Annotated in this window: 10 protein-coding genes; 2 read left to right on the forward strand and 8 right to left on the reverse strand. The window is 66.0% G+C overall.

Translation table 11 applies throughout. From position 1 onward, the window contains the following. Positions 1-62: 62 nt before the first annotated feature. A complete protein-coding gene (locus WG921_RS15505) occupies positions 63-962 on the reverse strand; it encodes a LysR family transcriptional regulator (RefSeq protein ID WP_340110164.1) in 900 nt (299 codons plus the stop codon). A 92-nt stretch (positions 963-1054) separates the two neighbouring features. Here WG921_RS15505 and WG921_RS15510 point away from each other — a divergent pair, with 92 nt between their 5' ends. Continuing rightward, positions 1055-1912: a hypothetical protein gene (locus WG921_RS15510; RefSeq protein ID WP_340110165.1), complete on the forward strand. Its 858-nt coding sequence runs from the start codon at positions 1055-1057 to the stop codon at positions 1910-1912. A 40-nt stretch (positions 1913-1952) separates the two neighbouring features. Here the strand turns inward: WG921_RS15510 and WG921_RS15515 are convergent, their stop codons facing one another. After that, on the reverse strand, positions 1953-2813 hold the full coding sequence (locus WG921_RS15515) for an alpha/beta fold hydrolase (protein WP_340110166.1): 861 nt from the start codon (positions 2811-2813) through the stop codon (positions 1953-1955). A 332-nt stretch (positions 2814-3145) separates the two neighbouring features. Here WG921_RS15515 and WG921_RS15520 point away from each other — a divergent pair, with 332 nt between their 5' ends. Next, entirely contained in the window at positions 3146-6595 is a 3450-nt protein-coding gene (locus tag WG921_RS15520) for an indolepyruvate ferredoxin oxidoreductase family protein (protein WP_340110167.1), read from the forward strand. A 35-nt stretch (positions 6596-6630) separates the two neighbouring features. Here WG921_RS15520 and phoB read toward each other — a convergent pair whose 3' ends face one another. The 6 genes from phoB to WG921_RS15550 form a co-directional block, all read right to left on the reverse strand. Continuing rightward, complete coding sequence (gene phoB / locus WG921_RS15525) at positions 6631-7326, reverse strand: phosphate regulon transcriptional regulator PhoB (protein WP_340110168.1); 696 nt, start codon at positions 7324-7326, stop codon at positions 6631-6633. A gap of 11 nt (positions 7327-7337) precedes the next feature. Next, on the reverse strand, positions 7338-8039 hold the full coding sequence (gene phoU / locus WG921_RS15530; protein WP_340110169.1) for a phosphate signaling complex protein PhoU: 702 nt from the start codon (positions 8037-8039) through the stop codon (positions 7338-7340). Positions 8040-8050: 11 nt separating this feature from the next. Continuing rightward, positions 8051-8839, reverse strand: a complete 789-nt coding sequence (gene pstB, locus WG921_RS15535; protein WP_340110170.1) for a phosphate ABC transporter ATP-binding protein PstB — start codon at positions 8837-8839, stop codon at positions 8051-8053. A 35-nt stretch (positions 8840-8874) separates the two neighbouring features. Next, positions 8875-10182: a phosphate ABC transporter permease PstA gene (gene pstA, locus WG921_RS15540; protein ID WP_340110171.1), complete on the reverse strand. Its 1308-nt coding sequence runs from the start codon at positions 10180-10182 to the stop codon at positions 8875-8877. Next, positions 10182-11642, reverse strand: coding sequence for a phosphate ABC transporter permease subunit PstC (gene pstC / locus WG921_RS15545; RefSeq protein ID WP_340110172.1), 1461 nt, complete (start codon positions 11640-11642; stop codon positions 10182-10184). Before pstC ends, pstA begins: the two co-directional genes overlap by 1 nt. 62 nt (positions 11643-11704) lie before the next feature. Then, a complete protein-coding gene (locus WG921_RS15550) occupies positions 11705-12736 on the reverse strand; it encodes a substrate-binding domain-containing protein (RefSeq protein WP_340110173.1) in 1032 nt (343 codons plus the stop codon). Positions 12737-12809 lie beyond the last annotated feature (73 nt).

Consider the following 12809-nt stretch of genomic DNA (forward strand, 5'->3'; position numbering starts at 1 on the left):
GCAAACCTGCGTTGCATCTGGCGCATGGCTTGACTCAACCGGAGGTAGGTGCGCGCGCCGGCTTATTGTCCCGCCCGAAACGAAGCGAGCTCCTCGAGTATGAAGTCGCGGAACGCGAGCACCCGGCGGGAGCGGCGCAGCTCATCCGCATAGGCGATGTAGATGGTGAACGCCGGGCTGACGAGGCTTCCGCCCACGGGGATCAGTCTCGGGTTGAGCTGTGAGAGGTAGTCCGGAAGCGGTGCGATCCCGATCCCCGTCTCCGCCGCCTGCATCACCGCGAAATAGTTGTTCACGCTGAGATGGCTCTTGTGCTTGATCTCGGCCGTGTGCTCGAGCCAGTCGGTGACCGCAGGCGGCAAGGGGGATTTTCGGTCGGCGCGATAGGAAATCAGGCGGTGATCCCGAAAATCCGCCGCCGATGCGGGCGCGCCGTGGCGCTCGACATATTCGGGCGCCGCATAGAAGCGGATCGTCGCCTCGGCCAGCGGTCGGCGGATCAGCTCCGCCTGTTCAGGCTCGCGCAACATCAGCGCGACGTCGGCCTCTCGCATCGGCAGGTCGAGAATCTGCTCGGTCAGGACGAGATCGATGGAGATGTCGGGATAGTCGGAGAAAAACCGGCTGAGCCTCGGCGCGAGCCAGAGCGAGCCGAGCCCATGGGTGGTGGAGATCCGCAATTCGCCGCCGTCGCTGTCCTTCGCGTCGCCGATGCGGGCGGTCGCGAGGTTCAGGCGCGTGGCCATGTCGCGCGCCGCGCTATAGAGAAGCTCGCCCTGTTCGGTCAGGATCAGCCCGCGCGCATGGCGGTGAAACAGGGTCGCGCCGAGATTTTCCTCCAGCGCCCTGATCTGCCGGCTGACGGCGGATTGGCTGAGATGCAGCGCCTCGCCCGCATGGGTCAGGCTGCCCGCCTCCGCGACCGCATGGAATATGCGCAGCTTGTCCCAGTCGGTCGGCATAAACTCCCTTTCTCGACAGGCGCCGGGCGCCTTTCCCCTGCCGCGCCGGTGGGGTAGACCTTCTATACAGCCATGGGCCCGAGGAACAAAGCATGTCGAGGCGTCTCGTCGCCGTTCTTTTCTCCATCCTGATCGCCATCGGGCTCTGCGGCCCCGCCCTGGCGGAGTTGTCGGGCGATTACCGCGGGATCGACGCGGCGGACGGGATGAAGCTGACCCTCTCCTCGTCGGGCGGGCGGATTTCCGGCCGGCTGACCGAATCTTCCGGCGCGGTGGCGACGTTCACCGCGAATCCGCTCCCCTCGGGCGCGGAGGCGCGGACGGTGCGGAACGGGCGCGACGTCTATTTCATTTTCAACGAGGAGCCGCTCGGCGTCAGCCTGGTGGTGTTGCCGCTCGGCCCCAACGACACCGCGTCGCCGGCGGAGACCGAAGCGATGTTCTTTCTGCGCGCTGGCGTCGCGCAGCCGCCGCGCCCCTCGCGCTATGTGCCGCCCCCCGAAGGGCCGGGCGGCACGATCGACCCGCGCGCGTTCGTCGAGAGCTACGCCTTCTGGCCTTCGGCCAATGTCGCTTACGGCTACGCCATGGTGCGCGGCCGCTATCGGACGCTGATCCGGCTGCACCCTGTCGTTCAGGCGGATATTCTCTGGAAGCTCTGCCGCGCCGACACCTCGCCGGCGGTGCTGGAGGAGGCGCTGCGCGGGCAATCCACGACTTGTGGCGACGTGCTCGCAGCCTTCGGGAGGATGCTCAAGCCGGGTGGCTCGGTCGAGCCTTTCAACCGCTTCCGCAAGGATGTCGAGGCGCAGAAAGCGGCGCTGGTGGAGGCGATCGTCTGCTCGATCGACTATCGGCGGAACGACCCTGAATGCAAACGCGCGGGCGCCCGCGTGGCGAAGGCCGCGGTTTCTCTGGTGACGGTGAAATCGGTTCTGGAGCGATATTGAGCGCGCGGAGCGCACGAGGGGCGGAAGAGGTCGCCGCCGGTCAGCCGAAGGCGGCGACGCGCAGCCGGTCGAAGGAGTCGATCACCTGATCCTCTCGCGCGTGGTGGGGCATGTGCCCGACTCCTGCGAGAACGGTCAGGGTCGCGTTTTGCGCGGCCTTGCTCAGCGGCCGGGCGTGAATCTCCAGCCCGACCGTCGTGTCCGCGTCGCCGTGGACGATCTCCAGCGGCGCCCGCAGCTCGCCGTAGCGCGGGCTCAGCTGGGCGAGGTGGTCGTTCAGGCCATCGATATCTTCGGCGTTCCAGCGGAATGTGTCGGGCCGAAGCGCGAGCTCGACGCCGATATAATCGACATAGCCGGGCGGCGGCGCGTTCGGGGCGAAGATCCCGGCGACGAAGCTTTCCGCTCGGTCGCCCCTCACGTAAAGCCGGGCGAGCGCGCTGACGGCCGGGCTGAAAGGTCCGGCCCCGAGATTGTACAGCAACCCGCCATCGCCATCCCAGGGGTATGTTGCGCCAGCGAGAATCGCCGCTCCCGCGACCTGCTCGGGCCGGTCGAGCGCCCAGGCCGTCGCGACCGCGCCGCCCCATGAATGGCCGGCGATCAACGTCCGCTCCGCGCCAAGCGCCGCCGCCGCGTCGGCGAGCAGCCGCGCTTGCGCCGCCGGATTCGCGCCGTCGATCGCGAGGCGGCCGCTGTAGCCATGGCCGGGCCGATCGAAGGCGATGACGCGGAAGTTTTCTCTGATCCGGCCGGTCATGGAGAAGGTCCAGTCGCGGAGATTGCCGTTCGCGCCATGAATGAGAACGATCGGCGGCCCTGCGCCTTCATCCACATAGTGGAGCCGGACGCCGTCGATTTCGATGAACTTTCCGATGGGAGGATGCGCCGGCTCAGCCATGCCCGCCTCTCTGGCGCAACCGGCGGACGACAAGACCGCCGTCGACGCCAGCCCGGCGATCATTTCGCGTCGTCTCATTCACCCGCCCACCCATCGCGCCGTATCGTCCGACGTTACCGCGCATGGAGCGTTTTCGCCAGACCGGCCGGTTTTTTGGGCCCGGATCGGGCGCACGGACTTTGCTTGAAGGCTCAAGGCCGTATATAGGCCCATGCACATATCGAACCTCGGGGGCTTCCGCTTGACGAACCGGCGAGGACGGAGAAACATGCTTGCGCATGTAGGTCAATCTTGCTTACCTTGAATGCGGTGCGCGAGGACAGGAGACTGTGATGAAGCATGCGAATGTAAGCCTGGGCGATCGGTTCGACCTGGAATGCGACCAGGTTCTTCTGAACGGCACTCAGGCGCTCGTCCGCCTGATGCTGACGCAGAAGTGGCGCGACAAGCAGGCGGGCCACAACACCGCGGGCTATGTCTCCGGCTATCGCGGCTCCCCGCTCGGCGGCGTGGACGGAACGTTCCTTGGCGCCAAGAAGACGCTGGACGCGAACGACATCCGCTTCGAGCCGGCGCTGAACGAAGATTCCGGCGCGACCATGATCTGGGGCGCGCAGCAGGCGGGGCTTCGCGGCGACGGGCTCTATGACGGCGTTTTCGGCCTCTGGTACGGCAAGGGGCCGGGGGTGGATCGCTCGGGCGATGTTCTGCGCCACGCCAGCCTCGCGGGAACGGCGCCGCTCGGCGGCGTCCTGGCGGCGATGGGGGACGATCACACCGGAGAGTCCTCCACCACGGTGCACCAGTCCGATTTCGCCTTTGTCGACGCGCAGATGCCTATCATGGCGCCCGCGGGCGTGCAGGAGATTGTGGATTACGGCGTCCACGGCATCGCGCTCAGCCGCTACTCGAGCCTCTGGGTCGGCCTCAAGTGCCTGAAGGACACGATCGAATCGACGGCGGTGATCGACGGCCGCCCGGATCGGGTGAAGACCGTGATCCCGACGGATTTCGAGATGCCCGAGGACGGCCTTTCGATCCGGCTCGCCGATGACCGCATTCCGCAAGAGGTGCGGATGCAGCATTACAAGCATGGCGCGGTGCACGCTTACGCCCGCGCCAACAAGTTCGATAAACGCGTGCGCGGCAAGGCGGGCGCGAAGATCGGCATTGTCGCCGCCGGCAAGAGCTGGCTGGACGTGGCGCACGCGCTCGATCTTCTCGGAATCGACGAGGCGACGGCGGAGCGCATCGGCGTCACCGTCTACAAGCCGGCGATGATCTATCCGCTGGAGCCCACCGGACTGAAGGCCTGGGCCGAGGGGCTGGAGCTGATCATCGTCGTCGAGGAGAAGCGAAGCCTGATCGAGTCCCAGATCAAGGAAATTCTCTATAACGAGCCGCGCCGGGCGCGCATCGTCGGCAAGCATGACGAGGCGGGCCGCGTGCTCTTCCCCGTCGAGATGGGGCTGAGCCCGGTCGACGTCGCGGTGAAGCTCGGCCACCTCGTCTATGACGAGGGCATCTCGGACGAATTGAACACCCGCCTGATCGAGAGCCTGGAGAAAACGGCGAACTCGGCCAATGTCGAGGCGACGCCGGAGCGCATGCCCTGGTTCTGCGCCGGTTGCCCGCATAACAGGTCCACCCGGCTCCCGGACGGCTCGATCGGCTTCGCCGGCATCGGCTGCCATTTCATGGCGCAATGGATGGGGCGCGGCGTCATCGGCTACACCCATATGGGCGGCGAGGGGCTGAACTGGATCGGCGAAAGCCGGTTCACGAAGACGGAGCACGCCTTCCAGCAGCTTGGCGACGGCACCTACAACCACTCCGGCGCGCAGGCGATCCGCGCGGCTGTCGCGGCGAACGCGAACATCACCTACAAGATCCTCTACAATGACGCCGTGGCGATGACGGGCGGGCAGACGCTGGAAGGCGGTCTCGACCCATACCGGATCGTCGAAGAGGTGAAGGCCTTCGGCGCCAAGAAGGTCGCCGTCGTCTATGACGAGAAGGAGGCGTTCGACCCGTCGAAGCTGCCTGCGGGCGTCGAGGCGCGCAAACGCGACGATCTCGACGCGGTGCAGCGCGAGCTCCGCGAGATCGAGGGCGTCACCGTGCTGGTCTATGTTCAGACCTGCGCGGCGGAGAAGCGGCGTCGTCGGAAGCGCGGAACCTTCCCGGACATCGCCAAACGGGTCTACATCAATCCCGAAGTCTGCGAGGGTTGCGGCGATTGCGGCGTGAAGTCGAATTGCGTCGCGGTTTCGCCGCTCGACACCGAGCTTGGCCGCAAGCGGCAGATCGACCAGTCCGCCTGCAACAAGGACTTCTCCTGCCTTGAAGGGTTCTGTCCCTCCTTCGTCACGCTCCACGGCGCGACGGTGAAGAAGGGAAAGCCGGCCGGGCTGAACATCCCGGATCTGCCGGAGCCGGAACTGCCTGCGATCGACAAGGTCTGGAACACGGTCACGACCGGGGTCGGCGGCACCGGCGTCGTCACGGTCGGCGCGCTTCTCGGCATGGCGGCGCATGTCGAAGGCAAGGGCGCCGGGGTGATGGAGATGGCGGGGCTCGCGCAGAAGGGCGGCGCCGTGCAGATTCATTGCCGCATCGCCGAGCGGCCGGAAGACATCACCGCGATCCGCGTCGCCACCGGAGAAGCGGATGTGGTGATCGGCGGGGATCTTCTGGTGACCGCGGGCGCCAAGACATTGCCGCTGATGACCCATGGGCGCACCGGCGTCGTCTGCAACACCTATGAGATCAACTCTGGCGAGTTCGCGATCGATAGCGGGTTCCGCATTCCCTCGGATCGGCTCCGGCTCGGCCTTGAGGCGCGGGTCGGCGCAGAGAATGTGGCCTATATCAACGCGTCGAAGATGGCGGAGAAGCTGCTTGGAGACGCGATCTTCTCCAACGTGTTGGTGCTCGGCGCCGCATGGCAGATGGGGCGCATTCCGCTGAAGAAGGAATCCATCCTGAAGGCGATCGAGCTGAACGGCGCCGGCGTCGAGGGGAACAAGGCGGCCTTCGAGATCGGCCGCTGGGCGATCACGCATCCGGACGACGCCCGGGCGGCGGTGGCGCCGCAGCAGGAGGAGCCTGCTCAGACGGCCAAGACCTATGAGGAGAGGATCGCCTTCCGCCACCAGCGACTCGTCGCCTGGGGCGGCCGCAAATGGGCCGATCGCTGGCTCGCCTCCGTGCGCGCCGCGGAGGCCGCCGAGAAGCGGCTCGGCGGCGACGCCAGCGCTTTCGCGGAGGCGGCGGCGTTCGGGCTCTTCAAGTTGATGAGCTACAAGGACGAATACGAGGTCGCGCGTCTTCATGCGGAAACGCTGGAGACGCAGATCGACGAACGTTTTGAGAATGTCCAGAAGATCGAGTTCCACATGGCGCCGCCGATCTTCGGCAAGAAGGGCCCGGATGGAAAACCGGCGAAATCGACCTTCGGCCCCTGGATGCTGACGGCGTTGAAGCGGCTGGCGAAGTTCAAGGGGCTGCGCGGCACGCCGCTCGACATTTTCGGCTACTCGGCGGAACGGAAGGCGGAGCGCGCCGCGATCCCCGCGCAAGAGGCGTTGCTGAAGGAGCTCTGCGACGGGCTGACGCCGGAGACCTACACCGTCGCCGTCCAGCTGGCGGAGTTGCCGCTCCAGGTGAAAGGCTTCGGCCATATCAAGGACGCCAACGCCGCGGCGGCGGCGAAGCGGCGCGAGGAGCTGCTGCTGGAGTTCAGAAGCGGCGGCGCGCCGGTGCTTCAGGCTGCGGAATAAGGGGCGGGGAGCGGCGGGCGACCGCCGCTCCCGGCTCACCCCGGATAGGTCTCGTCGAGCGCATAGCCCGCCGCGCGCACGGTGCGGATCGGGTCTCTGTCTCCGCGCCGGTTCAGCGCTCTGCGGAGCCGGCCGATATGCACGTCGATCGTGCGGGCCTCGACATAGACGCCGGCGCCCCAGACGAGGTCGAGCAGCTGCTCGCGGCTGAAGACGCGGCCGGGGCGGCGGATCAGGCACTCCAGGATCTGGAACTCCTTCGGGCCGAGGCGCACCTCTCGCCGGCCCCTGCGCACACGCCGATTTTCACGGTCCAGGATGATGTCGCCGAAGGTGGCGGCGTCCCCGGCCAGAGCGGGGTTGGCCCGGCGCAGAACCGCCCGCACGCGCGCCAGAAGCTCCGTCATCGAGAACGGCTTGGTCAGATAATCGTCCGCCCCGGTGTCGAGCCCGCGGATCCGGTCCTCCTCTTCGCTGCGCGCCGTGAGCATGATGATCGGGAGCGCGCGGGTCGCTCTTCGTCCGTGGACGCGCCGGCAGATCTCGATGCCGGAGACGCCAGGCAGCATCCAATCGACGATCAGAAGATCGGGAGCGTCCTCATCGAGGCTCAGGAGGCCCTCGTCGCCGTCGGCGCAGACGCGCACGCGGTGGCCTTCCCGCGTCAGGTTGTAGTCGAGGAGCGCGCCGAGCGCCTCGTCGTCCTCGATGACCGTGATGCGCGCGCTCATGGGGGGCGCCGTCAGTCGCGCGGGTCCAGATCGGAGAAACGGCCCTTCGGACGGTCGTCGCCGAGCACCTCGCCGGTCGCGGTGTAGTAGATCATCTCGGCGACATGGGTCGCATGGTCGCCGATCCGCTCCAGGTTCTTCGCGATGAAGAGAAGCTCCGAGCCGAGAGTGATCGTCCGCGGGTCCTCCATCATGTAGGTCACCAACTCGCGGAAGATCGAGTTGTAGGCGTCGTCGATCTCCACATCGCGCCGCCAGACCGAAACGGCGGCGTCGACATTGGTCTTCGCGTAGGCGTCCAGCACTTCGGTGAGCAACGCCTGCGCCTGCCGGCCCATGCGCACGACCGAGCCGGATACGGACATCGAGCCGGTGCCGGTCAGGCGCTTTCCGCGCTTGGCGATGTTTTTCGCCAGGTCGCCGACCCGCTCCAGCGTGGTCGAGAGCTTCATCGCGGAGATCACCAGCCGGAGATCCTGCGCCAGCGGCTGGCGCCTGATGATGGTCTGCGTCGCCAGACGCTCGACCTCGAACTCCAGCGCGTCGACGCGCTTGTCCATCTGGATGACCCGGTCCGCAATCTCGGTGTCGCGCCTCTCCAGACTGTCGAGCGCCATGGCGAGTTGGTTTTCAGCCAGTCCGCCCATCTCCGAGATGCGCGCGCGAAGCTCGACAAGGTCGTTGTCGAACGAGCTTACAATATGTTCACGCATCGTCTTCCTCCTCAGCCGAACCGGCCGGTGATGTAATCCTGAGTGCGTTTGTCCTCGGGATTCGTGAAAATCTTCTCGGTCGAGCCGTATTCGACCACGATGCCGAGATGGAAGAACGCGGTCGTCTGGCTGACCCGCGCCGCCTGCTGCATCGAATGGGTGACGATGACGATGGCGAAGGTGTCGCGGAGTTCGTCGATCAACTCCTCGATCCGCGCGGTCGCGATCGGGTCGAGCGCGGAGCAGGGCTCGTCCATCAGCAGGACCTCCGGCGAGGTGGCGATGGCGCGGGCGATGCAGAGCCGTTGCTGCTGGCCGCCGGAGAGCCCGGTTCCAGTGGCGTCGAGCCGGTCTTTCACCTCATCCCAGATCGCCGCGCGCCGAAGCGACGTCTCGACGATTTCATCGAGATCCGCCTTCGTCCGGGCGAGCCCATGAATGCGCGGACCGTACGCCACGTTGTCATAGATGGATTTGGGGAACGGATTGGGTTTCTGAAACACCATGCCGACGCGGGCGCGGAGCTGCACAGGGTCGACCGCCCGTTCGTTGATGTCGACCCCGTCCAGCAGGATCTCCCCGGTCACGCGGCAGATCTCGATGGTGTCGTTCATCCGGTTCAGGCAGCGCAGGAGCGTCGATTTTCCGCAGCCGGACGGGCCGATGAAGGCGGTGACCGCCTTGTCCGCGATTTTCACGCTCACGTCCTTGATCGCGTGCACGTCGCCGTAAAAGACGTCTACGCCTGTCGCGGTGATCTTGGCGCCGGCGGTCGCCGGCGGTTCGGTCCTGTCATTCATCGTGTATCCTGGCATGGCGTCCCTTCGTTTCGTCGTCACCAGCGGTGCTCGAAGCGCCGTCGGAGAATGATGGCGATGACATTCATCACCGCCAGGAAGCCGAGCAAGATCATGATCGCTGCTGACGTGCGCTCGACGAATGCGCGCTCGGCCGAATTCGCCCACATGTAGATCTGCACCGGCAGCGCCGTCGAAGGCTCCATCGGCGTCCTCGGAATGTCGACGACGAAAGCGACCATGCCGATCATCAGAAGCGGCGCGGTCTCGCCGAGCGCCCGCGCGAGCCCGATGATCGCGCCGGTGAGGACGCCGGGCATCGCCAGGGGCGCAACATGATGAAACACCGCCTGCATTTTTGACGCGCCGACGCCGAGCGCGGCCTCACGGATCGACGGAGGAACCGCTTTCAGCGACGCGCGGGTGGTGATGATGATCGTCGGCAAGGTGATCAGCGTCAGCACCAACCCGCCGACGAGCGCCGCCGAACGCGGCAGCCCTGCGAAATTTATGAACGCCGCGAGCCCGAGGATCCCGTAGACGATGGAGGGCACCGCCGCGAGATTGTTGATGTTCACCTCGATAAGATCGGTCCAGCGGTTTCTTGGCGCGAACTCCTCCAGATAGATCGAGGCGGCGACCCCGATCGGCAGCGCGAGAATCAGAACCACCGCCATCATGTAGAAGGAGCCGGCGATCGCGGCGCCGACGCCGGCCATCTCCGGACGAGATGACGCGCCATGGGTGAAAAGACCGGTGTTGAATCTCTTCTCGAGGAGGCCCGCCTTCTGAAGATTCCGAACCATCGCGATCTGCCGGTCGTTTATCTGACGGCGGGATTCGGGGGTCTCGGCGCTGATCGAGCCTTTCACGAAGGAATCGACGACGTCATCGGCGACGAGCCAGATCCCCTGCGTCGCGCCGATCAGCGACGGGTCCCGGGCGACCGTGTCGCGGAGCCGGATGCGTGAGCCGGAGGAGAGCAGCTTGCGCGCGTCATCCGCCGCGGCCGCGTCATCGGGGGCGACGCCGAGGGTCGTGACGATCGCGTCCTCGATGAGCGGGTCCCAGCGGAACACGTCGCCGGTCATCACCGCCTTGGCCGTTCCGAGATTCTGAGGGTCGATCACGTCCCTCTTCAGGTCCACGTCGAGCTTGATCATCGTCTGCTGAAAGGCGGGATAGCCCTTGGCGACGACCGAGACGAGCAGCGCGGCGAGGAAAAGCAGGCCGACGGAGATCGCGGCGATTCCGTAGAATCTGAATCTCGCCTCCGCGGCGCGGCGCCGGCGGAGCCTCGGCGTCGCTTCGGTCAGGGAAGCGCGGAGATTCGGGTCTTCGGTCATCAGTCGTATTGCTCCCGGTATTTCCGAACGATGCTCAGCGCGAGGATGTTGAGCGCCAGCGTCACGGTGAAGAGCGTAAGCCCGAGCGCGAAGGCGACGAGGGTCTGCGGCGAGGTGAACTCGGTGTCGCCGGTCAGTTGGCTGACGATCTTCACCGTGATGGTGGTCATCTCTTGAAACGGATTGAGCGAGATGCGCGTTGCGACGCCAGCGGCGAGGACGACGATCATCGTCTCGCCGATCGCGCGGGAGGCCGCCAGCATCACCGCGCCCACGATGCCCGGGAGCGCCGCCGGGATGACGACCTGCCGGATCGTTTCGGATTTCGTGGCGCCGAGCCCGAGCGAGCCGTCGCGGAGCGATTGCGGCACCGCATTGATGATGTCGTCCGAGAGCGACGAGATGAACGGGATGATCATGATCCCCATCACGACGCCGGCGGTCATCACCGACGAGCCGGAATCGCCAAGGCCGAGCGGGCGGGCGAAGACGTCGCGGATGAACGGCCCCACCGTGATCAGTGCGAAGAACCCGTAGACGATGGTCGGAATCCCCGCCAGAACCTCGATCAGCGGCTTGATGACGCCGCGCATGCGCCGCGACGCGTATTCCGCCATGTAGATAGCGGAGAAAAGGCCGATCGGCACGGCGATGACCAGCGCGATGAATGAAATATAGGCCGTGCCCCACACCAGAGGCAGAATGCCGAACTGGCCGCCCTCGTCGCCGGTGGAGCCGGCCGGGGCGAAGCGTGGATCCCACACCGTTCCGAAAAAGAAATCAAACGGAGAAACTTCGGCGAAGAATTTCATGCTCTCGCTCAGCATGGAGAGCACGATTCCGGCGGTTGTCAGCACGGCGATGGTCGAGGCGGCGATCAGGATCGCCTTGACGAGGCCCTCGACGTGATTGCGCGCCCGGGTCTCGGGCCTGATCCTGCGCCATGCGATGATCAGGCCGGCGAGCGCGGCCGCGATCGCGAATATCGAGAGCAGGGTGGAGAAGGTCGCGGACAGCGCGTTTCTCTTCTCGGCGGCGCGGATCATGTAAGGCTCGATCTCTCCACCGCCGAGGATGACGCCGTTCGCCCTGAGGAGCGGGCGGATATCGTCGCCGCTCTCGAACGCCTCCATCTCGGCCTCATCGAAGTGGGAGAGACCGGTCGCGACGGAGCGGACGACGCTCGCGACCAGATCCGTTTCCGCGCCGGCCTGCCGTATTTCAGGCGGAAATTCCGCGAGAGCCGCGTTGTCGATCACCAGCGGCTGCGCGACCAGCGTCACCGCGATGACGGCGAATGCGGGGATCAGCGTCCAGCTCATCACCTGAGCCGCGTGAAATCCGTGGCGCGAATGCGGCTTGGGGCCGCTTTGCTCCAGCGCGATGGCCTTGGCGCGTCCGAAGAGATAGCCGGCCGCGCCGAGGGCTGACACGATCAGGATCAACGCAGCCAGTCCCATGCGTCAGTTCCCCCCGTTCATCATGCGGGGTCCGGGCCGCGCGTCTGTTGTCTCGAACGTCTTCACAGCGTCTCTCCTGCGGCGATGCGCGCGCGCAGAGCGTCGCGTTCCGCCTTGGGCGCGGCGATGAGGCCATATTCCGCCAGCGGCGACGACGGCCCGATCATCTCGTCACGCGTGAAAAACTCGACATAGCTCCGCAGGCCGGGGATGGCGTCGAGATGCGCCTTCTTCACGTAAAAGAACAGGGGGCGGGACACCGGGTATTCGCCGGAGGCGATGGTTTCGACGGAAGGAAGGACGCCCGACATCGTCGCCAATTTGAGCTTGTCGCGGTTGTTCTCGTAAAAGGAGAACCCGAACGCGCCGACGCCAGTGCGGTTCGCGTCGATCCGCGACAGCGTTTCCGTGTAATCGCCATCGATGTCGACCGAGGCGCCGTCCCTGCGGATGCGGGTGCAGGCGGTCTTCGCCTGCTCCTTGGACATGCCCAAGCCGATCATCGCATCCATCGCGCCGGTCGCCGCGCATCCGGCGGCGAGCGCCTTTTCCTCGATGACTTCACGGGTGCCGTGTTTCTCTCCGGGGATGTACGCGTTGATCCGCCATCCCGGAAGCTTCGGGTCCACCTCTTTCCATGTCTTGTTCGGGTTCGGCGCCAGTTCTCCGTCGACCATCACCTTCGCCGCCAGCGCGAGATAGAAATCCGTCGGCGTGAGCGCGAAATCCGGGCTGTCGGGCGCGGTCGCGAAAACGATCCCGTCATAGCCGAAGCGGACCTCGATGATCTCCGTGACGCCGGCCTTCGCGCAGGCCTCTCTCTCCCTCTCGCGGATCGGCCGCGAGGCGTTCGCGATATCGATGGTGCCCGGGCCGACCCCCTGGCAGAATTCCTTGAGCCCGCCGGACGAGCCTCCGGATTCGACGATCGGCGTCGGGAAGTTCGGAAGGCTCTCCCCGAAGATCTCGGCGACGATCTGCGCGTAAGGCAGGACGGTGGATGACCCGGCGATCCTGATCTGGTCGCGGCCCGACGCCGCCCCGGCGGCCGCGATGACCGCCGCCAGCGTCGCGAGGAAGACGCGGCTCTTCATGGGCGCCCCTTCATATCTCGTTCCACAGCATCGTCCGTATGTCCCATGTCTGGATCCTATAGCGCGGATGGAA

The sequence above is a fragment of the Paludibacillus litoralis genome, assembly GCF_037646705.1.
GTDB classification, from domain to species: domain Bacteria; phylum Pseudomonadota; class Alphaproteobacteria; order Rhodobacterales; family Rhodobacteraceae; genus Pikeienuella; species Pikeienuella litoralis.

Coding starts and splice junctions, on each gene's coding strand:
- WG921_RS15505 (WP_340110164.1), bottom strand. CDS start 962: ATGCCGACCGACTGGGACAAGCTGCGCATATTCCATGCGGTCGCGGAG.
- pstB (WP_340110170.1), bottom strand. CDS start 8,839: ATGAATGACAGGACCGAACCGCCGGCGACCGCCGGCGCCAAGATCACC.
- phoU (WP_340110169.1), bottom strand. CDS start 8,039: ATGCGTGAACATATTGTAAGCTCGTTCGACAACGACCTTGTCGAGCTT.
- WG921_RS15550 (WP_340110173.1), bottom strand. CDS start 12,736: ATGAAGAGCCGCGTCTTCCTCGCGACGCTGGCGGCGGTCATCGCGGCC.
- phoB (WP_340110168.1), bottom strand. CDS start 7,326: ATGAGCGCGCGCATCACGGTCATCGAGGACGACGAGGCGCTCGGCGCG.
- pstA (WP_340110171.1), bottom strand. CDS start 10,182: ATGACCGAAGACCCGAATCTCCGCGCTTCCCTGACCGAAGCGACGCCG.
- WG921_RS15515 (WP_340110166.1), bottom strand. CDS start 2,813: ATGGCTGAGCCGGCGCATCCTCCCATCGGAAAGTTCATCGAAATCGAC.
- pstC (WP_340110172.1), bottom strand. CDS start 11,642: ATGGGACTGGCTGCGTTGATCCTGATCGTGTCAGCCCTCGGCGCGGCC.
- WG921_RS15510 (WP_340110165.1), top strand. CDS start 1,055: ATGTCGAGGCGTCTCGTCGCCGTTCTTTTCTCCATCCTGATCGCCATC.
- WG921_RS15520 (WP_340110167.1), top strand. CDS start 3,146: ATGAAGCATGCGAATGTAAGCCTGGGCGATCGGTTCGACCTGGAATGC.